Source organism: Gilliamella sp. B3023, from assembly GCF_026536845.1.
Taxonomy (GTDB): Bacteria; Pseudomonadota; Gammaproteobacteria; order Enterobacterales; family Orbaceae; genus Gilliamella; species Gilliamella apicola_E.
The window spans coordinates 1-22,803 of record NZ_JAFNNH010000015.1 but is presented as its reverse complement, the minus strand read 5'-3'; the positions used below and the strand labels follow the sequence as shown (position 1 = coordinate 22,803).

Genomic DNA, 22,803 nt, shown 5'->3' with positions numbered 1-22,803 from the left:
TCATGATTAATACACGTCGTATCCAACCATATCCTCGTAAGTGTCTTCACGGCGAATCAATCGATCTTTGCCTTCTTTATCAATCATAACAACAGCAGTACGTGGGCGGTTGTTATAAACTGTTTGGCTTTCGATGGTATAAGCACCGGCATCAAGGAAAGCAATGATATCGCCAATTTGTGTGTCTTTAGGTAATAAGAATTCTTCACCTTTAACACCCACATGGAAATAGTCACCACCGTCACATAATGGACCCGCTAATTTAATGTACTCATCATGTTGCTCAGTGATTCTTGATGCATCATAAACATAGAAGAACCAATCAAAGTGTTGACTGTCAGATAATACGCTGTAACCCGCATCAACAAATTTCCATTCAACATGTTCTTCGATGTTACCGTCTAAATCGTAGTTAGTTTTACGTTTTTCACAAGCAACTTCAGTTAAAAGCACACCAGCTGAACCGGTTACTTTACGACCTGGTTCGATACAAATTTCAACGTCAGTACGCCATTTATGTACTTCACTGATTACCGCATCGGCGAAATCTTGTGCAGTAATACCAGCATACATATTGTCTTCTAATGGATTACCATTTTCTTCGTCATATTTATATGGAACAGGAATACCACCACCAACGTTGATTAAATCAAATTTAATGCCAAGAACTTCTTCTAAACGGCGTGATTCATCAACTAATACTTTAGTCGCTTTTGCAAAAGGTTCTGCTTCTGGTACTTGATCCCCTACGTGCATATGTAAACCACGTAAATGAACATAAGGCATTTCAAGAATACGACGGCAAGTCTCTTCAGCTTGTTCTAAGTCGATACCAGATTTAGCGTGATAAGCGGTTACTAATTCTGCGTGAGTTGCTGACGGTACATTTGGTTCAACACGCACACAAACATTTGCAACTTTTTTCAAACGTCGTGAAATCTCATCAATAATATCAAGCTCATATAGGCTATCTACGTTGATGATGTAAAGATCGTTTTGGATAGCAAATTCTAAATCAACTGGTTTTTTAACCACACCGTTGAAAACAATTTGGCTACCTGGGAAACCGATTTCTAAACATTTACGAACTTCAAACATTGAGTTAGCTTCTGCATAGATACCCGCATCTTTAATCGCTTTAAGCACACCCATTACTGAACATGTTTTTGACGCATAGAAAATCTTAGTATTTGGATGGGCTTTAAACGAATCTTTGATCTCCTGAATATTACGGTCAATTTCTTTTTCAGAAAATACGTAAAAAGGTGTTGGATATTTCTTTGCTAATTCTTCCAAATTCACACCATCAAAACAAAGTTTACCGCCTTGAGCACTGAAACGACGATCTTTAGTTATAAGATCTGTGCGTATTTTGTTATAATTTGACATAATTGTGTCGGACATATGACCTCCAGTTAATTAGTACATAAAAAAGGTAAGTAAAAAGATTACTCACTTACAATGCAATCAACGTGCCAACTTAAAAAAACACAAACAATCAATTGTTTAACAGAATAATTACAAATTTAATATTAGTCATTTAGTAAAAAATATGTTTTTATGACAAAAATTTGTCACTTTTTTTAGTAATAATTGAAAGATATTTAAATTAACGCTCGCTATACTTAGTAAGAATCCAACTTTCAAAAGGTTTTAGTATCATGATAATTGATCCTGAATTATTACAAGCATTGGAAATATTTAAACATTTTTTTGATCTAATACATCAGCCTATGGCTATTATTGACAAAGAAGGTAAATATATTTACTACAATCAGGAAAGTGCAGAACTTGATGGCTACCCAATGGAACAAGCCATAGGTAAACCAATGCTTAAAGTTTACCCTAATTTGAAAAAAGAAGATAGTACTATGCTACAAGCTTTACATGGTAAAGAATATCAAGATACCTATCAAACCTATTATAATCATGTGGGCAAATTAGTTGATTATCAACATACAACGGTTCCTCTTTATAATCACAAAAAAGAAATTATTGGCGCGGTTGAAATTGGTCGTAATTTATCTAATGTTAGACAACTGCAAGATCAGGTATTCAGTCTTAATAGAAAATTATATCAAAATAAAGAACAACCATTACCAGAAATCGTTTTTGCTTCAAAAAAAATGCAACAGGTGATCGACCAAACTAATATTTTAGGTAGTAATGATGTGCCAGTATTGATTGTTGGCGAAACCGGCACTGGGAAAGAGCTATTTGCTAGATTAATTCACCAGACTAGCCAACGCCGTGATAAAGCGTTTATTTCACTTAACTGTAGCGCTTTGCCTACAACATTGATTGAAAGTACTTTATTCGGGACTGTCAAAGGAGCGTTTACTGGAGCTGAAAATCGCCAAGGTTATCTTGAACTTGCTAATGGTGGTACGTTATTTCTTGATGAACTTAACGCGATGCCACTTGAAATGCAAAGCAAACTGTTACGATTCTTACAAGAAAAAACCTATTGGCCACTAGGCGGGAATAAAGAGCAACATGCTGATGTTCGAATTGTTGCAGCTATGAATGAATCACCGGCTGATTTATTAAAAACCGGCAAAATGCGTAGTGATCTATTTTATCGATTAAATGTCGGATTAATTAAACTGCCAGCACTACGCGAAAGACAAGAAGATATTCCTGTATTGGCAAGATACTTTATTGATAAACATAAAACTGATGTAAGTGTTGTGATTACTGGTATTAGTGAACATGCATTACAGCAACTTATGTCAGCGCCTTGGCCGGGTAATGTGCGAATGCTAGAAAACGCTATTGTCCGTAGTATGGTTTTACAAAATGAGCCAGGAGAATTGCAGCAGATTATTCTGGATGAAGAATTATTTGACCTTCATAGCCCTTATTCACAAGATGAAGCCAAGCTTGAAAAACCGACTACCAGCGAAATAACTGGTAATCTTACCGAACAAGTCGAAAATTATGAAAAGCAACTTATTATTGATGCATTAAATCAGGCCAATGGGAAAATTATTACAGCGGCAAAATTACTCGATGTTTCGCGAACCACCTTACAATATAAAGTTAAGAAATATGATATACATATGGGAGTAATTGATAATTAATCAAAGGCTTGCGCGCAAGCAAATGCACTGCTCCAAGCCCATTGGAAATTATAACCACCTAGCCAACCAGCTACATCAACAACTTCACCAATAAAATAGAGATTGAGGTGATTTTTCGCCTCCATCGTCTTTGACGATAAAGCATCACAGCTCACACCACCCAAAGTTACCTCAGCTGTACGATAGCCTTCCGTTCCATTCGGTGTAACCATCCACCTAGTTAATGTTTGGTAAAGCACTTGCTGCTGAGTCGGCGTTAACTGCTTAACGGTTAAATCGGCTATCAAATTTAATTGCATCAAAGCTTCAATTAACCGCTTCGGTAATATTTGCGCCAAACAATTTTTAATGCTTTGATTGCGATTATTTTCTAACAAGCGTTGAAAATCACCTTCAAAGCTTACGTCTGGCAACAAATTAATGGTAATGGCTTCACCTGCTTGCCAATAACTAGAGATTTGTAAAATCGCTGGTCCAGATAATCCTCGATGAGTAAACAGCAAATTCTCTTTAAAAGATATTCGTTCATTAGATACTTCAACCGGCACGGCAATGCCCGACAAAGTGGATAATACTTCTAGCAAAGGTTTATGTAAGGTAAATGGCACCAACCCTGCTTTTACGGGCACAACAGGAATCGAAAATTTTTCGGCAATTTTATATCCGATAGCGGTCATACCTAGTGCTGGCATAGATTGCCCACCAGTTGCTACAATTAATTTATCAGTATGAACAAAACCTTGTGAAGTCGATAATTTAAATCCTTGCTGCTCAGCCTCAACATCTTCAAGCTGAGTGTTTAACATGAATTTAACTTGCCCCTTTTGGCACTCTTGGGCAAGCATATCAACAATATCTTGCGCTGAATTATCACAAAATAACTGTCCATGATCTTTTTCATGATAGGCAATATTGTATTGATTAACCAGTTGAATAAAATCCCATTGAGTAAAGCGCTTTAATGCAGACTTACAAAAATGACGATTTTCTGAAATATAATGGGTTGATTCTACGTTAAGGTTGGTAAAATTACATTTACCACCACCAGACATTAAAATTTTGCGTCCTAATTTTTTACCATTATCAATAACAGTTACATCATAACCTTTTTGTCCTAATAATCCGGCACAAAAAAGCCCAGCAGCACCCGCACCAATAATTGTAATTTTATTTTGCATATAAGACCTATTACCCATAATAAAGATTATCTATTATATAAGAGTAGCGATTTTAACTCACTCATTCTTGAAAAAATGTGTAAAAATCGCCAATTTTGATGCTCAAAAACCCCGTTCCTCAACTTTTTTTTAATCAAATATTAATTATTATTATGAGAAAAAAACCAATTTCTGAAACTTTTATCTCTATTAAATTTTAATTATAGTATAAACAAATAGTTAATATGAGATATTAGCTTCATTAATAAATATAGACTGAGTTATTAAAAGATTGACTTATAAGTAATATTTATTTGACCAAAAACCTATTTTTAATTACCTTCACACCTATTATGGGATTAATGCCTATATCTTCTCAAAAAATAATAACGATGAATTAGAGGCAATGATATGTTATATAACCAGCATCATGAGAAAGATAACTGCGGATTTGGTTTAATCGCTCATATAGAAGGGCAACCAAGTCACAAAGTGGTGCGTACTGCAATCCACGGACTTGCTAGAATGCAACACCGTGGTGCCATTTTATCCGATGGTAAAACGGGCGATGGCTGCGGGCTTTTAATGCAAAAACCAGATCGATTTTTTAGAGTTGTCGCAGAAGATGCCGGATGGCGTTTGGCAACAAACTATGCTGTAGGCATGCTATTTTTAAGCCAAGATGAAGCCGAAGCCCAAGCAAGCCGTGATATTGTAGAAGAAGAGCTAGCCGAAGAAACTCTATCTATTTTAGGTTGGCGTGAAGTACCAATTGATAAAAGCGTTCTGGGTGAAATTGCCCTGTCATCACTGCCAAGAATCGAACAAGTTTTTGTTAATGCCCCTGCTGGATGGACAAAAATTGATTTAGAGCGTCGTTTATATATGGTACGACGCCGCATAGAAAAACGTGTGCAAGATGATACGTTTTACGTATGTAGTTTTTCAAATCAGGTCAATATCTATAAAGGCTTATGTATGCCTAAAGATTTACCTAGATTCTATTTAGATTTGGCTGATATTCGTATGGAAACAGCAATTTGTTTATTCCATCAGCGTTTTTCAACCAATACCGTACCGCGTTGGCCACTTGCTCAACCATTTAGACATTTAGCCCACAATGGTGAAATTAATACTATCGAGGGTAATCGGCAATGGGCTAAAGCGCGATCTTACAAATTCAAAACGCCACTTATACCCGATTTACAAGATGCCGCGCCGTTTGTTAATGTTACAGGCTCGGATTCAAGCTCGCTAGATAATATGCTTGAATTATTCTTAGTAGGCGGTATGGATATTGTTCGTGCTATGCGTTTACTTGTGCCTCCTGCATGGCAAAACAATCCGGATATGAATGAAGATCTCCGTGCTTTTTTTGATTTCAACTCTATGCATATGGAACCGTGGGACGGCCCTGCAGGTATCGTTATGTCCGATGGACGTTATGCCGCTTGTAACTTAGATCGTAATGGCCTTCGCCCTGCACGTTATGTGATTACCACTGACAAACTAATTACTTGTGCATCCGAAATTGGTATTTGGGATTATCAACCAGATGAAGTAGTGACCAAAGGACGTGTTGGCCCCGGTGAATTACTAGTGATTGATACTGAAGAAGGTCGCATTTTACAATCGTCAGAAACGGATAACGATTTACAAAAACGTCATCCGTACAAAGAATGGATGGCTAAGAATGTAAAACGGCTGATTCCATTTGAAGATCTTCCTGATGATGATATCGGCTCTCGTGATTATGACGATACTTTACTAGCTACTTACCAAAAACAATTTGGTTATAGCAGTGAAGAACTTGACCAGTGTATTCGAGTCTTAGGTGAAAATGGTCAAGAAGCAACAGGCTCTATGGGCGATGATACGCCATTTGCGGTATTATCAAGTCGTCCTCGCTTAATTTATGATTATTTCCGACAAAAATTTGCTCAGGTAACTAACCCACCTATCGACCCATTGCGTGAAGCACACGTGATGTCGCTATCAACGAGCATTGGTCGTGAAATGAATGTGTTTGCTGAAGCTGAAGGTCAAGCTCATCGAGTTGCTTTTAAATACCCGGTATTAGTTCATTCGGATTTTAAACAATTAACGACCTTAGAATCACGCTACTACAAATCTGAAACGCTTGACATCACTTATGAAATTGATGGTAGCTTACGTGATGCAATTGAACAATTATGTGGTGATGCCGAAGCAAAAGTACGTGAAGGAACTGTACTACTAATCCTATCTGATAAAAATATAGCGCCAGATCGCTTACCTATTCCAGCCCCAATGGCTGTTGGCGCAGTGCAACAACGTCTAGTTGAAAAAAATCTACGCTGTGATGCCAATATCATTGTTGAAACCGCAAGCTGTCGAGATCCGCATCAGTTTGCAGTCTTGCTAGGGTTTGGCGCAACTGCAATCTATCCATACTTAGCTTATGAAACTTTAGCGCAAATGGTCGATAATGGTACGATGAATAAATCTTACCGTGAAGCGATTATTAATTACCGTAATGGTATTAATAAAGGCTTATATAAGATTATGTCAAAAATGGGGATTTCAACAGTCGCCTCTTACCGTTGCTCTAAACTATTTGAAGCAGTTGGTCTCCATGAAGAAGTCGTTGAGCTATGCTTCCAAGGTGTAACTAGCCGTATCAGTGGTGCCAATTTTGAGGACTTTGCTCAAGATCAGTTTAATTTATCTAAAAAAGCATGGTTACGACGTAAACCATTAGAACAAGGTGGATTACTCAAATTTGTTTATGGTGGTGAATACCACGCTTATAATCCAGATGTGGTGCAATCACTACAAAAAGCAGTTAATGAAGGTAATTATGAAGATTATCAACGTTATGCGGATATTGTAAATAATCGACCACCAGCAACTCTACGAGATTTATTAAAACTAAATCCTCCTGAAAACGCGGCTATTTCGCTTGATGAAGTTGAACCAGAATCATCATTGTTTAAACGCTTTGACTCCGCTGCCATGTCAATCGGTGCCTTAAGCCCAGAGGCGCATGAATCATTAGCTGAAGCAATGAATACATTAGGTGGTTTTTCTAATTCTGGTGAGGGTGGAGAAGATCCCGCTCGTTACAACACGATAAAAGTATCACGTATCAAACAAGTGGCTTCTGGTCGATTTGGTGTTACACCAGGCTACTTAATGAGTGCCGATGTTATTCAAATCAAAGTAGCCCAAGGCGCAAAACCAGGTGAGGGAGGACAATTACCTGGTGATAAAGTCACCCCTTATATTGCAAAATTACGTTTTTCTGTGCCGGGGGTAACATTAATTTCACCTCCTCCACACCACGATATTTATTCAATTGAAGATTTAGCTCAATTGATTTTTGACTTGAAACAGATTAATCCAACTGCAATGATTTCGGTTAAATTAGTCTCTGAACCGGGAGTAGGCACTATCGCAACAGGGGTTGCTAAAGCATATGCAGATTTAATCACCATTTCAGGTTATGACGGTGGTACTGGTGCCAGCCCATTAACATCAGTTAAATATGCGGGTTCCCCTTGGGAGCTTGGCTTGGTTGAAACCCAGCAATCATTAGTTGCTAACGGGTTACGTCATAAAATACGTTTGCAAGTTGATGGTGGGTTAAAAACCGGGGCAGATATTGTAAAAGCTGCAATTTTAGGCGCTGAAAGTTTTGGTTTTGGTACTGGGCCAATGGTTGCATTGGGTTGTAAATACCTCCGTATTTGTCACCTAAATAACTGTGCAACCGGCGTAGCCACTCAAGACGAAAAATTACGTAGCGAACATTATCATGGATTGCCAGAAAAAGCGATGAACTACTTCCGTTTTCTTGCGCGTAATACTCGAGAAGTTATGGCTGAACTTGGTGTTAGACAAATTGTTGATTTAATCGGTCGTACTGATCTACTTATTGAACTAGATGGTATTACTGCAAAACAGCAAAAACTGGATTTATCAAGTTTACTTAAAACAGCATCACCTATTGAAGGCAAACCAGTTCATTGTATTGAAGATAACAAACCATTTGATAAAGGTGTGCTTAATAAAGAGATCATAACTCAAGCACAAGATGCGGTTGATAATCGTCAAACTAAAAGTTTCTACTTTGACATTCAAAATACAGATCGCTCTGTTGGTACCACTTTATCCGGTTATATTGCTAAAAAATATGGCGATCAAGGCTTGGTTACCTCCCCTATTTCGTTGAACTTCAATGGTACTGCTGGTCAAAGTTTTGGCGTTTGGAATGCTGGTGGTGTGGATTTAACCCTTACAGGGGATGCTAATGACTATGTTGGTAAAGGCATGGCTGGTGGTCGCATTGTCATTCGTCCACCACAAGGCTCTGCATTTTTGAGCCATGAAGCAACCATTGCTGGTAATACCTGTTTATATGGCGCAACTGGCGGTAAATTATTTGCTGCTGGTCGGGCGGGTGAGCGTTTTGCTGTGCGTAACTCTGGAGCCATAAGTGTCGTTGAAGGCATTGGTGATAATGGCTGCGAATATATGACGGGCGGAATTGTCTGTGTTTTAGGAAAAACTGGCGTAAACTTCGGTGCTGGTATGACTGGTGGTTTTGCTTATATTTTAGATACCGATGGTGATTTGCATAAGCGTATTAATAAAGAGTTGGTTGAAATGTTAAATGTGGCTGACTACTCGATTCATGAAGAACATTTACGTGGTTTAATCATGGAACACGCACAGCTTACTCACTCATCTTGGGCAGAAGAGATATTAGCTAATTGGGAAGATTTTGCGAAACAATTTGTTTTAGTTAAACCAAAATCTAGTGATGTTAAAGCGTTATTAGGTCACCGTAGTCGCTCTTCAGCAGAGCTACGTGTGCAAGCACAGTAAGGAGAAAACACGATATGAGTCAAAATGTTTATCAGTTTATCGATTTACAACGTGTTGATCCGCCTAAAAAATCGCTAAACGTCCGTAAAATTGAGTTTGTTGAAATTTATGAAGGCTTTTCAGCCTCGCAATCTCAAGCACAAGCAGATCGTTGTCTGGCTTGTGGTAATCCTTATTGTGAATGGCGCTGTCCAGTACATAACTATATCCCAAATTGGTTAAAATTAATTAATGAAGGGAAAATTTTAGAGGCTGTTGAGCTATCTCACCAAACCAATAGTCTACCAGAGGTGTGTGGACGAGTTTGTCCGCAAGATCGTCTTTGTGAAGGTTCCTGTACTTTAAATGCTGAATTTGGAGCCGTAACGATTGGCAGTATTGAACGTTATATTACTGATGAAGCCTTTAAAATGGGATGGAAACCAAATCTATCTAACGTTGAAAAAACTGGACTAAGAGTCGCAATTATTGGTGCAGGCCCTGCTGGGTTAGCTTGCGCTGATGTCTTAGTTCGTAATGGTGTTACACCAGTTGTTTTTGATCGTCATCCGGAAATTGGTGGCCTATTAACTTTTGGTATTCCTGCTTTCAAATTAGATAAAGAAGTCTTAATTCACCGCAGACATGTCTTTACCGAAATGGGAATTGAGTTTCGCCTTAATACTGAAGTAGGTAAAGCTGTACAATTAGCCGATCTCATCAATGAATTTGATGCAGTTTTTGTTGGTACTGGTACTTATCAATCAATGCGTGCAGGCCTAGAAAATGAAGATGCCAATGGTGTTTATGATGCCCTACCATTTTTAATTGCTAATACCAAACATATTATGCAACACCAACAAACTGATGATGCGCCTTATGTCGATATGAAAAATAAACGCGTCGTGGTATTAGGTGGTGGTGATACAGCAATGGATTGCGTTCGAACGTCTATACGTCAAGGTGCAACTGAAGTGACTTGCGCCTATCGCCGTGATGAAGCTAATATGCCGGGTTCTAAACGCGAGGTTAAAAATGCTAAAGAAGAAGGCGCACAATTTCAATTCAATGTACAACCTCTGAGCATCGAAATCAATGATGCCGGTCATGTTACTGGTGTAAAAATGGTAAGAACGGAGCTTGGCGAACCTGATGCAAAAGGACGTCGTTCTCCGGTGATAATTCAAGGATCGGAATTTGTACTTCCGGCAGATGCAGTTGTAATGGCATTTGGCTTTAAACCTCATTCTATGCCGTGGTTAGCCGAACATGGTGTTGATTTTGATGATAGAGGGCGCATAATCGCACCACAAAGCAAAGGTTACCAAACCAGCCATCCAAAAATCTTTGCTGGTGGTGATGCGGTAAGAGGATCGGATTTAGTGGTGACTGCCATTAGCGAAGGTCGCAAAGGGGCAGAAGGGATTTTAGATTACTTAGAAGTATAAAGTGATTAACTAAGTAAACCTTATTTCCATTCTCTACTGAGTGGGAGTAAGGCTTATTACTTAATATTTATTGATCTGCCTAAACCATAACGTTTATTGATTACAACCTAAATATCGTCATTTATCGAGTTGAAATCGCCAATGCATATTCACTTTGATAATTGGCATTAATGACTATTAGCTGATAACATGAAATTGTATCAGCTAATAACCTTTAATTATTGTATTATTTGGTTATAAATAGACAATCTGAGAACCATTTTCAGGATTTTTAGTCGCCTCAGCAAACCCTTCTAAGAAAAAGGCTAGATGATCAGCTTCATCCCCTAAAAGGCGCCCTTTGACTTTATTCCAAGTTAATAACACGATAGCTGCTTGTGGTTCACAACAAATTAACATCGGTTGTTCAAGTTCTTCATTCCAATAAAACTCACCGCCGTATAATTTTTGGGCTGTCAGTAATAAGTAACAACCATACTCTTGAGCAATCATATTAAGCTGTTCTTCAGGGATACTAAAATTTTTCTCAGCTAATTCACCAATAATAATTTCAACAACAGCAATACTTTTTTCGGAATAATCGAGCTGGTTAATACTCCACGTTGGGCTATGTAAAATGGCATTTTGTGCCCATGCTTCGATTTCTTGATATAATTCATTTTTTTGTTCAGTCATTTTGATTTACTTCGCTAGATAATTGTTCAGATTGTTTGACAATTTGCCATGCATCTTCCATTTCTTCAAGTGTTGCATCAATTAAATTGTGATTTTTTTGTTTAAGTAATAATTCTACCAGCTTAAAACGCCTTATAAACTTGTTATTGGCATTTTGTAAACATAACTCAGATTTAACTTTTAAATGTCTGGCTAAGTTAACGGTGGCAAAAAATAAGTCGCCAAGCTCTTCTTCAATTTTGGATTGATCTTGTGCGGTTTTATTCAATTCCTCTTCCACTTCGCTAAGCTCTTCTTTAACTTTATCAATAACAGGTTTTAACTCTACCCAATCAAATCCAACTGATGCACAGCGTTTTTGTATTTTTTCAGCTTTCATTAATGCTGGAATGGCGGTGGGAATATCATCTAATAGTGAATATTGTGCTCGTTTATCACGTTCTTGTTGCTTAAGTTGTTCCCAATTTGGCTTAACAGTAGTATCATTTGAAAAGACATGGGGATGACGACTAATCAGCTTATCAGCAACAGAGAGGCAGATATCATCAAAATTAAATAAACCTTGTTCATTTGCTAAGTCAGCATAAAAAACAATCTGAAACAGTAGATCACCCAGTTCATTTTTAAGTTCAGCCATATCTTTTTTTTCTATGGCATCTAAGACTTCATAAGTTTCTTCTAGAGTATATGATTTTAATGATTCAAAAGTTTGCTTACTGTCCCATTCGCAACCTTTAATTGGATTACGTAATTGTTTAGTAATAGCTTGTAAACGTTCTAATTGGTTCACGATATTTCTCACAAAGTAGTAATTGTTAAATAACATTGTATCAAAACAAAATAGTAATGTTTTAATAACTAAATAGTAAGCATCCAAAATTTAATAAAAATATTTCCATTTAAAAACAATGAATAAAAATTTAAAAACAATAAAATCACACAGATTTACACTCAAAATACACAATTAAGTATATAATACATTTAATTTCAACTTAAAAAACACTAAAAATATGAATAAACTACGAGAACTTACATTTAGAGGTATTATTCTTGGTGCACTGATAACAATGATTTTTACTGCATCAAATGTTTATCTGGGCTTAAAGGTCGGTTTAACTTTTTCATCTGCAATTCCTGCAGCTGTAATTTCTATGGCGATTTTGCGGTTTTTCCCTAATTCAACCATTTTAGAAAATAATATGGTTCAAACGCAAGCTTCTGCTGCAGGGACATTATCTTCAATCATTTTTGTTATTCCGGGCTTATTAATGATGGGATACTGGCATGATTTCCCATTTTGGTTAACCTTTGCTGTATGTTTGGCTGGTGGTATGTTAGGTGTGTTATTTTCTATACCGCTTCGACATGTCATGGTAGTAAAAAGCGATTTACCTTACCCTGAGGGTGTTGCTGCTGCCGAGATATTAAAGGCTGGGTCAAAGGCAGAAGGAAATGACGCTAATGGTGGATTAAAAGATATTTTATTCGGTGGCGTAATTGCTTCTTTAGTCAGTTTATTTACTAATGGATTTAAACTGCTATCTGGAAATACAGCTTATTGGTTCACAGCAGGCAAAGCAATATTTCAAATACCCTTAGGGTTTTCTTTAGCACTATTAAGTGCAGGCTATCTAATTGGTATTATTTCAGGTATTGCAATACTACTTGGGACTATTATTGCTTGGGTATTTGGCATACCGATTTTAACAGTTATCAACGGTTATGATTCAAGTTTACCTTTATCTCAAGTTGCCATGCAAATTTGGGACAACGATATCCGTTTTATTGGTGCAGGAACGATTGCTATTTCAGCTGTTTGGACTTTGCTCTCTTTAATAAAACCAGTTATTGAAGGAGTGAAAATTTCTTTTAAAACTCTACGTTCAGATGTGCCAATAAAAGACACAACAGAACGCGATCTATCCCCTAAATGGATTTTTTCTATTATGGGGATGATGTTAGTCATTTTAGTCGTGACTTTTTATTCATTTATAGCTGATAGTGGCTTATCTACAGGCATAGCTTGGTCATTAGTTGCATGTGCGGTATTGTTTTCTTTTATTATGGGTTTTTTAGTTGCTGCAGCTTGTGGATATATGGCTGGTTTAGTCGGATCATCAGCAAGTCCTATGTCTGGTATTGCAATAGTTGCAGTTATTGCTGTTTCACTTATTTTATTAGGACTAGGTGAAATTAATGGCATGTTATCAACGATTGAAGGATCGAATTTTGCAACAGCATTAGCATTATTTACGACAAGTACTGTTTTAGCAATAGCATGTATATCAAATGATAATTTGCAAGATTTAAAAACAGGCTATCTAGTCAATGCAACACCATGGAAGCAACAAGTTGCTTTATTAATTGGTTGCTTTGTGGGTGCTTTAGTTATAGCTCCTATTCTAGAAACCTTATATCACGCTTACGGATTTACAGGTGCTGTTCCTCGCAGTGATATGGATCTTTCTCAAGTTTTAGCTGCTCCTCAAGCATCTTTAATGACAACTATTGCACAAGGTATTTTTTCGCATAAACTTGATTGGACAATGATTTTTATTGGCCTAGTATTAGGGGGAATAATTATCATCACTGATTTAATTTTTGCTAAAAATAACTCAAAATTTAGATTACCAGCTCTTGCTGTCGGATTAGGCATTTATTTACCACCAAGTGTCACTACACCGATTTTTGTCGGCACATTACTATCTTGGATTATAAAACGTTATACTTATGCTAACGCAAAGAAAAATAATGTTGATCCAGAAATACAATTTAAAAAAGTGGATAGCAAAGCAGCTTTAATTGCATCAGGCTTAATTGTTGGTGAAAGTTTAATTGGCGTTATATTAGCGGTAGTAATTGTGATAAGTATTACTAATGGAGGAAGTGATACCCCATTGGCAATATTTAAAAACTTAGGAAATTTACCACAATACCTAGGATTATTTGTATTTATCCTTATCTGTTGGCTTTTTATTCGCAGAGCTTTGTCGGCAATAAAAAGTAAAATTTAAGTGATATTAATATTTAGGCAATGATTACATTAATTATTAAATATGATTTTTATTCAACATATTAATAAATAATCTTATTTTATCATTTTCCGCATTGTTTACCGTATCAATCACAAATATTCGATTCAAATGCAATGCGGATAAATCACCGGTAAAACGTATTGCATAAAGTTCTTTTTTTGTTAGCATAGCTTTTTTTTAGAGTAATAGATGGCAATATTATGATTGTTTTTGATTCTATCCAAATTCGTCGTGGTGTTAATCTGCTTTTAGATAACGCTTCAGCAACAATTAATCCTAAACAAAAAGTTGGATTAGTAGGTAAAAATGGTTGTGGTAAATCCACCCTTTTTTCATTAATTAAAGGCGAAATTCACTCTGATGCTGGAAGTGTATCAATACCTACACAATGGCAGCTTGCTTGGGTTAATCAAGAAACACCTGCTTTAGATGTTCCAGCTATTGAATACACTATTGATGGGGATCGAGAATATCGCCAATTAGAACAAAAACTAACGATTGCTAATCAAGAAAATAATGGTGAGCAAATTGCGATTATTCACGAACAACTCGATACCATTGATGCTTGGACAATACGGGCAAGAGCCGCAACACTATTACATGGTTTAGGATTTTCTAACGAACAACTCAATTTACCGGTTAAATCCTACTCGGGCGGTTGGCGGATGAGACTAAATTTGGCGCAAGCGTTAATGTGCCGTTCTGATTTACTGCTGCTTGACGAACCAACTAACCACCTTGACTTAGATGCAGTGATTTGGCTTGAAAAATGGTTGAGTAATTATCAGGGAACGCTTATTTTAATCTCTCATGACCGAGACTTTTTAGATCCACTTGTTAATAAAATTATTCATATTGAACAAAAAAGTTTATTTGAATATACCGGAAACTATTCTTCATTTGAAAACCAACGTATAACTAAATTGGCACAACAACAATCATTATACGAAAGTCAGCAACAAAAAGTCGCCCATCTGCAAAGCTATATTGATCGCTTTAGAGCAAAAGCAACCAAAGCAAAACAGGCTCAAAGCCGAATTAAAATGTTAGAAAAAATGGAGCTTATTGCACCGGCACATGTGGATAATCCTTTCCATTTCAATTTTAAACCTTCTGAATTTTTACCAAGTCCATTATTGATGATGGATAAAGTGGTTGCTGGTTATGGAGATAAAATCGTCCTTGAAAAAATTAAATTAAATCTTGTTCCCGGTTCGAGAATTGGTTTATTAGGACGGAACGGAGCTGGTAAATCGACTTTAATTAAATTATTAGCGGGAGAATTACAACCTAAAGAAGGTCATATTAATTTAGCCAAAGGTGTTCAATTAGGCTATTTCGCTCAGCATCAGTTAGAGTATTTGCGTGGTGAAGAATCCTCACTTTGGCATTTAACCAAGCTTTCTGATCCTAAAATAACAGAACAAGAATTGCGTAATTACTTAGGTGGTTTTGATTTTCATGGCGATAAAGTCAATGAACCTGTAAAAACATTTTCAGGTGGTGAAAAAGCTCGATTAGTTTTAGCATTAATTGTTTGGCAAAAGCCAAACCTACTGTTACTTGATGAGCCAACTAACCATTTAGATTTAGATATGCGCCAAGCATTAACTGAAGCGCTTATTGATTTCGAAGGCGCGTTAGTTGTTGTATCGCATGATCGCCACTTACTACGTTCAACAACTGATGAGTTTTATTTAGTTCACGATCACAAAGTTGAACCATTTAATGGTGATCTAGATGATTATCAAAAATGGCTTGCCGACGAGCAGAAAGCGGAAAATCAGCCTGAACCAGATCAAGATACAGCTAAAAAAGATAGTGTCCAAAATATTTCTTCGCAAGAACGAAAAGAACAAAAACGCCGTGAAGCGGAATTAAGAGCGCAAATGCAGCCAATTAAAAAATTGTTGCAAAAAGAAGAGCAAAAACTTGAACAATTGAGTACCGCTCTTAAAGACATTGAATTGCAATTATCAGATCCGATTATTTATGAAAATGATAAAAAATCAGAATTAACTGAATTATTATTAAAACAGAGTCAACTAAAAAACCAGCAGGAACAAGTAGAAATGAATTGGCTGGATTTACAACAACAATTAGAAGATCTTAATTGTGAGCAGTGAAACGGCTTCTTAAATTTTATTGTTGTTAATTTGAAGTGCACTCAGAATAATCTTTAACATTAATCATTGCCGCTAGTTATTTTCCCTTTAATGGCTAATTTTGGATATTCCAAAATAGGCTTCGCACCACCAATATATCCTTTCTTGGTCACTGTTTACTAAGAGTTATCTGATTAAAGAACAAACGATTTAAATGACAACAAAAATACCTCCTTAGAAGAGGAGGTATTATACTTTAGTAAAAAATGATAAAAACAGTTAAGCAAACCAGATTGTATCACTAAAAATGATTTATTAAATCTGTATAGGTAATTTACTCATCTAACACAAACATTCCTTCTGGATGAATTTTTAGATAAAATTCATCGCCTACTTTAGGTTTTAATAAAATAGAATTAACTTGTAAAAGTAAAATTTGATCATGCCAGTTAACTGAAATTTCATACTGAGCCCCCATGTATGCTACATTTTCGACACGACATTTTTGGCAATCTTCAGCGCGGTTTTCCATCAATTCAATAGCCTCTGGCCTAACACCAACAACGCATTGTGTTGATTTAGGTTTGATTTGATCTTGGCAATCGAGCTTATAACCAAAAATTGAAATATAACCATTGTCATAATGCGCAGGGAAAATATTAGCGTCCCCCATAAAATTAGCCATGAACCTTGAAGCGGGTCTGCGATATAAACGTTGTGGTGAATCAACTTGCATAATGATCCCCTTTTTCATAACCAGTACCCTATCCGATACAGCAAAAGCTTCGCTCTGATCATGAGTGACATAAAATGAAGTAATATTAAAACGTTGCTGTAGTTCTCGTATTTTCTCTCGCATACTGCGACGTAAATTGGCATCCAAGTTACTTAATGGTTCATCAAATAATAAAACTTTAGGCTTAAGTATCAACGCACGGGCTAAAGCAACACGTTGTTGTTGTCCACCCGAAATTTGGTCGACAAAACGATCGGCAAATCCTGCTAGATCAACTAATTCTAATGCTTCTTCTACCCTTTTTTTACGCTCCTCTTTAGGTACACCAATCATTTTCAATCCATAACCAATGTTTTCACCTATCGACATATGTGGAAAAAGTGCATAAGATTGAAACACCATACAAATATCTCGTTGCTGAATAGATAAATTAGTTACATCTTCACCATCAATAAATATTTGCCCTTCACTAGGCTTTTCAAGTCCTGCAAGTTGACGCAAAATTGTGGTTTTTCCACAGCCTGAAGGGCCTAGTAAGGTAATCATTTCACCTTTAGCAACAGATAAATTGAAATTTTCAATCACCGTGTTTTTACCAAATCGTTTAGTAATATTTCTTAGTTCAACATAATTCTCATTCGACATAATTCATTCCTACACAAAAGTTTTTTAATATTAAACTTTTAATTTAATTCAAAAAAATTATTAACCTTATAGATTCTATTTATATAATTAAACAATCCTAAGATTCAAGCATAACCAAAAGCTACTAACGTTCAATTAAACCTATAGTCCTTCTGAGACAAACTATTGGGTATTTTTAGCAGTTGAACGAGAAGTTCTTGATTCACCAACTAAATAATCAAACAACAAAATAATTGACAGCATAACTACAATTAATATTGAGCCGTAGGCAATGGCAATACCGTATTCACCATCTTCAACTCTATTTAAAATATAGGCAGTTGCAACACGTGTATCGGGTGTAACCAAGAACACAATTGCGCTCACCGTAGTAATAGCTCGCACAAAGCTATAAACTAAAGCTGATAAAATCGCTGGGCGTAAAAGCGGAATTAAAATATAAAATATAGTTCTAAATGATCCAGCCTTTAAGCTTAATGAAGCTTCATCTAGAGATTTATCTAATTGCCCTAGCCCAGCTATTCCAGCCCGAATACCAACCGGTACATTACGCATAATCATCGAGATAATCACTATAGCAGCGGTACCTGTTAGATAAAAAGGGGCGGTATTAAAAGCTAAAATATAAGATACTCCAGCAACTGTTCCTGGCACAGCAAAGCAAAGCATTGTAGTAAACTCAATAATCTTTTTACCTTTAAAATGTTGTCTAACAACAACATAAGCGATTAATAAACCCAAAAAGGCTGTGATTGGCGCAGCAATACCTGCAAATAATAAGGTATCTAATAAAGATGGCCATGCGCCATCGCTAAATCCTTGTCCAAATAGATTAATGAAATTTGCCAATGTTAGGGTGTAATCAACGCCCCAATTAACCGTAAAGCTACCATAGAAGATACTTCCATAAAGCAATCCATTAAATAGTGTCCAAAATGCAAATAATCCCACAATGATCCATTTCAAACTAATTGGTAATGGCTGAACATCACCACGAGAAAATTTTCCTGAAACGGTAACGTAAGATCTTTTACCAATCCAAAGATACTGTACACAAAATATTGCTAAAGAAAATAGTAATAACACACTACCAAGGGTACTTGCTGAAGGATAATCTAACTGTGCCCCAGTAATATAAAAATAGATCTGTGTAGCAAGCACATCAAAATTACCACCTAAAACTAAAGGGTTACTAAAATCGGCAAGTGATTGTACAAAAACAATTAAAAATGAATTGGCTAATGCTGGTTTTATTAATGGCAGAAAAATAGAAAAAAATGTCTTATAGGGTGTTGCTCTTAGTGTATAAGAAGCTTCTTCCAATGAAGGATGAACTGTTTTGATTGCACCGTCTAAAATCATAAATGACATTGGAGCAAAAGCTAATACCTGTGCAAGCCAGATACCAGTAAAACCATACAACCAGTTAGTATCAGATAAACCTAAATAATTAGCAGCAAATTCAGTAACATAACCAGATCGCCCCATCATCAGCGTAACACCAAGCCCAACGACAAAAGGAGGGGTAACAATTGGTAATAGAGAAAAAATTCGACCTATAACCACCGAACGCTTAGCGATTCTAGCAGTATACAGCGCACAGATTAAACCAAAAAATGTTGCACTAATTCCAACAGCAATACCTAATAAAATAGAGTTAAAAATCACCCGAATAATATAAGATTTTGACAAAATATCGATGAATTGGAATGGTACAAACTTCTCTCCGTCAGTAAACATTGGCATAAAGATAGTAATAGTTGGGTATAAAATAAATATTAATATCAATACGATAATTGTTATCATTGATCCAATAACAAAGCAATCCCCACCCATCCACTCAAGGCGAGCAAATGCATGAGTCATTATCATCCCTAAGCCAATAAACAAAAATATTGTCGCATAGCCCATGCTGTGATTAAAAAACCATGAACTTGTTACGGTAAATACCATACAAAATAATGCATAAACAGCATCAAAATAATGACGAGGTAGCGCAGAACGATCAAGAGGCTTAATAGGTCTTACTAATAAAACTAATGGTAATACAAACCATACAATACTAATACCAATAGTTGACCAACCATATGATTCTAATAATTCATCAGTAGTTGATTCAAACAATCCATAATTTAATCCATAGGATGGAAATAAAATAAAAGAAATAACAATAAAAGCTAACCAGAAAAAAACTGGATCACACTTACACATTTGCTGTTTTAATTGACTAGAAATACTATATGACATAAATTCACCACAACTAACATAGTGCAAAAATTTTATTATCTACACAAAAAGAAGTAATTAGTAATTACTAGCTGATATACACAGCTAGTAGTAGGTAATATTCCAGAAAAATAATGTTATTTTTCCATTTTGACGTCATTAACCCATTTGTTAATTAAATAAGTTCGCATTTTGGAATCACCATATTTATCAAAATCATACTTAATTAGGTTAAGATCATTTAATTTTAGTGCTAGTGGTGAGGACTCTGCTGTTATATTAGTTGGAATCTGATAGGATTTGGCTTTTTGCCAAGCAATTTCTTGTGCTTGCTTAGATAATACCCAATCAACAAATAACTTTGCATTATCTAAATTACGTGCTCCTTTAATAATACTTATACCTCCGATCTCATAACCAGTGCCTTCACAAGGTGAAATTAAATCTAATGGCGCTCCGTTTTCCTTTTCTAATGAATAGTCATGTAAAAAACCGATACCAATCATAGTTTCTCCTCTTGCAGCATTACGTGCCGGAGCTACTCCAGATTTAGTATATTGAGAAATATTACGATTAAGCGCTTTAAGATAATCAAAGGCTTTATCTTCACCCCATAATTGAGTAAAAGTCGCTAGTGCTGTATAAGCGGTGCCGGAACTTTGTGGATCAGCAATTTGGATTTCACCTCGAAATTCAGGTTTAATCAGATCAGCCCAACATTTTGGTACTTCAACACCTAGCTGTTTTGCTCTGTTAGTATTTACACCAAATCCTAAAATACCAATATAAACGGCTGAAGAATAATTCCCTTTTATTTTAGCTGGATCACGGAATTCTGGTATGATTTGCTCTAAATTTGGTGATTGATATGCATACAATAATCCCATTTCACCGGCTTGAGAATGTGGGTCTAGCGTTCCACCATACCAAATATCTGATTGCGGATTTTCTTTTTCTGCTTCAATTTTTGCCAATGTACTACCACTACCATTACGAATAAGTGATGTTTTAACATTATATTTTTCGCCAAAAGCCTTAGCTTCTTCCTCACATAACGCGTTTGTACCACTACAATAAATAACCAATCGACCTTTGGCATTAGCAACCGATGCACTTCCAACAGCAATTCCCATCAACATTAATAATGTTAATATTTTTTTTTGCATAGTTAATTCCTTCCCTTAGATAATTAATATTTTCTTTTTCATTGAATAAAAAACTATAATTTTTATATGTTACATAAAATGCATAATTGATACTGTGATAACGATCTAATTTTTTAGACAATTTATAATATTTACAACTATTTAATAAGAATGTTGTTTAAGACTTAAAGTTAAGTACATCATTATGAACTATCAAAATACTTGTTAGGAGAGATACTTAATGAGGTATGTAGTGATAGGATTGAACTTTTGAAGAAAAAAATATAAAAAAAGTATCCAATTTGTCGGTGATGAAAAAAATTCACCAACATTTTATATCGTACTTTTTATTGAAAGAATAGAACGTTGACGTTGATATCAAAACAAGGCTATCTACGTCATTACGTTTAAGTAGTGAATAAAGAATAATAGTTGTTATTTTATAAGGCAGGTTAAAAAAAAATCACAGAATAATTTCTGTGATTTTTCTTTTCATTGAATTAAAAATATTCAGATAAATTAGCTCTTTTCTACTTGGCTAAAATCAAGTTCAACCGGTGTTGAACGACCAAAAATTGATACCGATACTTTTAGGCGACTTTTTTCATAATCAACTTCTTCAACTACACCATTAAAGTCTGCAAACGGTCCTTCATTAACTCGAACAAGTTCACCTGGTTCAAATAGGGTTTTAGGACGTGGTTTATCACCAACTTGTTGTAAACGATTCATGATAGCGTCAACTTCACGCTGGCTGATTGGTGCTGGTCGATCTGATGTTCCACCGATGAATCCTAAAGTTCTTGGAACACTTTTAACTAGATGCCAAGTCGCATCGTTCATCATCATTTCAACTAAAACATAACCTGGGAAAAATTTACGTTCACTTTTACGGCGTTGACCGCTTTTCATTTCGACAACTTCTTCGGTTGGTACTAAAACTTCACCAAAAGAATCTTCCATATTATGTAATTTAATATATTCACGTAATGATTGTGCAACACGTGCTTCATAGCCAGAATAAGCTTGGATCACATACCAGCGTTTTTGTTGTGTTTCACTCATATTAACGCCCTATTAATGTTAAATAAAAGATGACTGAACGGAACAAAGAATCCATACCCCAAAGAGCTGTACCAACAATAATTGTAATAACAGCTATTAATAAAGTTGTTTGTACTGTTTCTTTACGAGTTGGCCATACAACTTTTCTTAACTCTTTTCGTGATTCTTGCAGAAATGTTATAAATGATTTTCCTTTATTGGTTGTAAATGCAATAAATAAGGTTAAAAGCGAAATGACAACAACCGCAATAATTCGAACAACTGTATTTGGTTGATATATATCATTAGGCGCAGAGAAATAAGAATTTCCCCAAACAATTAACGCAATTAATACTAGAACCAAAACCCATTTAAACTTGTCTAGAACTGTGCTTGTATCTTGACTCTCGTTACTTACTAGCATATAGAACCTATAATTATGTTATTTATAATATTATCCATTTTCCAAAATGCTCTTTTTAATAAAAACATTTTGCTAAACAGACTAGATAAGAAAGGGCATCAAACGACACCCTTTCTAAATAGTGCTTTCTTTAATTATTTAATAACCTTAGCAACAACACCAGCACCAACAGTACGACCACCTTCACGGATAGCGAAACGTAAGCCGTCTGCCATTGCGATTGGGTGAATTA

Annotated in this window: 14 protein-coding genes and 1 pseudogene; 5 read left to right on the top strand and 10 right to left on the bottom strand. The window is 35.9% G+C overall.

What is annotated here, in order from left to right; genetic code table 11:
* Positions 1-6: 6 nt before the first annotated feature.
* Positions 7-1,404 (bottom strand): diaminopimelate decarboxylase, encoded by a 1,398-nt coding sequence (gene lysA / locus J3U16_RS09105; RefSeq protein ID WP_065563732.1) that lies wholly within the window; start codon positions 1,402-1,404, stop codon positions 7-9.
* A 254-nt stretch (positions 1,405-1,658) separates the two neighbouring features.
* On the opposite strand from lysA, the gene J3U16_RS09100 reads away from it, so the two are divergent.
* A complete protein-coding gene (locus J3U16_RS09100) occupies positions 1,659-3,083 on the top strand; it encodes a sigma-54 interaction domain-containing protein (RefSeq protein WP_416379938.1) in 1,425 nt (474 codons plus the stop codon).
* On the opposite strand, the gene J3U16_RS09095 is transcribed toward J3U16_RS09100, so the two are convergent.
* Positions 3,080-4,261, bottom strand: coding sequence for an NAD(P)/FAD-dependent oxidoreductase (locus J3U16_RS09095; RefSeq protein ID WP_267338781.1), 1,182 nt, complete (start codon positions 4,259-4,261; stop codon positions 3,080-3,082). The two genes, J3U16_RS09100 and J3U16_RS09095, sit on opposite strands and share 4 nt — an antisense overlap.
* Before the next feature lie 390 nt (positions 4,262-4,651).
* On the opposite strand from J3U16_RS09095, the gene gltB reads away from it, so the two are divergent.
* Together gltB and J3U16_RS09085 are read left to right on the top strand one after the other, a co-directional pair.
* Positions 4,652-9,109, top strand: a complete 4,458-nt coding sequence (gene gltB, locus J3U16_RS09090; protein WP_267330383.1) for a glutamate synthase large subunit — start codon at positions 4,652-4,654, stop codon at positions 9,107-9,109.
* Between the two features lie 14 nt (positions 9,110-9,123).
* Positions 9,124-10,536, top strand: a complete 1,413-nt coding sequence (locus J3U16_RS09085) for an FAD-dependent oxidoreductase (RefSeq protein WP_267342919.1) — start codon at positions 9,124-9,126, stop codon at positions 10,534-10,536.
* A 234-nt stretch (positions 10,537-10,770) separates the two neighbouring features.
* Here the strand turns inward: J3U16_RS09085 and J3U16_RS09080 are convergent, their stop codons facing one another.
* Entirely contained in the window at positions 10,771-11,211 is a 441-nt protein-coding gene (locus J3U16_RS09080; RefSeq protein WP_267337150.1) for a hypothetical protein, read from the bottom strand.
* A complete protein-coding gene (gene mazG, locus J3U16_RS09075; protein ID WP_267330381.1) occupies positions 11,204-12,001 on the bottom strand; it encodes a nucleoside triphosphate pyrophosphohydrolase in 798 nt (265 codons plus the stop codon). Before mazG ends, J3U16_RS09080 begins: the two co-directional genes overlap by 8 nt.
* Positions 12,002-12,221: 220 nt before the next feature.
* Between mazG and J3U16_RS09070 the strand changes: the two genes are divergently transcribed.
* Together J3U16_RS09070 and J3U16_RS09065 are read left to right on the top strand one after the other, a co-directional pair.
* Entirely contained in the window at positions 12,222-14,225 is a 2,004-nt protein-coding gene (locus J3U16_RS09070) for an OPT family oligopeptide transporter (protein ID WP_267342917.1), read from the top strand.
* Positions 14,226-14,446: 221 nt separating this feature from the next.
* Positions 14,447-16,372: an ABC transporter ATP-binding protein gene (locus tag J3U16_RS09065; RefSeq protein ID WP_065735071.1), complete on the top strand. Its 1,926-nt coding sequence runs from the start codon at positions 14,447-14,449 to the stop codon at positions 16,370-16,372.
* A gap of 313 nt (positions 16,373-16,685) precedes the next feature.
* Here the strand turns inward: J3U16_RS09065 and fbpC are convergent, their stop codons facing one another.
* The 6 genes and pseudogenes from fbpC to J3U16_RS09035 all read right to left on the bottom strand — a co-directional run.
* Positions 16,686-17,732, bottom strand: coding sequence for a ferric ABC transporter ATP-binding protein (fbpC, locus tag J3U16_RS09060; RefSeq protein ID WP_065735070.1), 1,047 nt, complete (start codon positions 17,730-17,732; stop codon positions 16,686-16,688).
* A 162-nt stretch (positions 17,733-17,894) separates the two neighbouring features.
* Positions 17,895-19,979: an ABC transporter permease gene (locus J3U16_RS09055; RefSeq protein ID WP_267342914.1), complete on the bottom strand. Its 2,085-nt coding sequence runs from the start codon at positions 19,977-19,979 to the stop codon at positions 17,895-17,897.
* Positions 19,980-20,095: 116 nt separating this feature from the next.
* Positions 20,096-21,097 (bottom strand): ABC transporter substrate-binding protein, encoded by a 1,002-nt coding sequence (locus tag J3U16_RS09050; RefSeq protein WP_416379937.1) that lies wholly within the window; start codon positions 21,095-21,097, stop codon positions 20,096-20,098.
* 525 nt (positions 21,098-21,622) lie between these two features.
* Positions 21,623-22,168 (bottom strand): transcription termination/antitermination protein NusG, encoded by a 546-nt coding sequence (gene nusG / locus J3U16_RS09045; RefSeq protein ID WP_065563741.1) that lies wholly within the window; start codon positions 22,166-22,168, stop codon positions 21,623-21,625.
* A 1-nt stretch (position 22,169) separates the two neighbouring features.
* Complete coding sequence (gene secE, locus J3U16_RS09040; RefSeq protein WP_065563742.1) at positions 22,170-22,571, bottom strand: preprotein translocase subunit SecE; 402 nt, start codon at positions 22,569-22,571, stop codon at positions 22,170-22,172.
* A 134-nt stretch (positions 22,572-22,705) separates the two neighbouring features.
* A pseudogene (locus J3U16_RS09035) lies at positions 22,706-22,803 on the bottom strand (elongation factor Tu); the annotation flags it as partial.

What these genes read in the sequence shown, in the direction of transcription:
- J3U16_RS09055 (WP_267342914.1), bottom strand. Translation starts at nt 19,979, where the DNA reads ATGTCATATAGTATTTCTAGTCAATTAAAACAGCAAATGTGTAAGTGT.
- fbpC (WP_065735070.1), bottom strand. Translation starts at nt 17,732, where the DNA reads ATGTCGAATGAGAATTATGTTGAACTAAGAAATATTACTAAACGATTT.
- gltB (WP_267330383.1), top strand. Translation starts at nt 4,652, where the DNA reads ATGTTATATAACCAGCATCATGAGAAAGATAACTGCGGATTTGGTTTA.
- J3U16_RS09050 (WP_416379937.1), bottom strand. Translation starts at nt 21,097, where the DNA reads ATGTTGATGGGAATTGCTGTTGGAAGTGCATCGGTTGCTAATGCCAAA.
- lysA (WP_065563732.1), bottom strand. Translation starts at nt 1,404, where the DNA reads ATGTCCGACACAATTATGTCAAATTATAACAAAATACGCACAGATCTT.
- J3U16_RS09085 (WP_267342919.1), top strand. Translation starts at nt 9,124, where the DNA reads ATGAGTCAAAATGTTTATCAGTTTATCGATTTACAACGTGTTGATCCG.
- secE (WP_065563742.1), bottom strand. Translation starts at nt 22,571, where the DNA reads ATGCTAGTAAGTAACGAGAGTCAAGATACAAGCACAGTTCTAGACAAG.
- J3U16_RS09070 (WP_267342917.1), top strand. Translation starts at nt 12,222, where the DNA reads ATGAATAAACTACGAGAACTTACATTTAGAGGTATTATTCTTGGTGCA.
- J3U16_RS09095 (WP_267338781.1), bottom strand. Translation starts at nt 4,261, where the DNA reads ATGCAAAATAAAATTACAATTATTGGTGCGGGTGCTGCTGGGCTTTTT.
- J3U16_RS09065 (WP_065735071.1), top strand. Translation starts at nt 14,447, where the DNA reads ATGATTGTTTTTGATTCTATCCAAATTCGTCGTGGTGTTAATCTGCTT.
- nusG (WP_065563741.1), bottom strand. Translation starts at nt 22,168, where the DNA reads ATGAGTGAAACACAACAAAAACGCTGGTATGTGATCCAAGCTTATTCT.
- J3U16_RS09080 (WP_267337150.1), bottom strand. Translation starts at nt 11,211, where the DNA reads ATGACTGAACAAAAAAATGAATTATATCAAGAAATCGAAGCATGGGCA.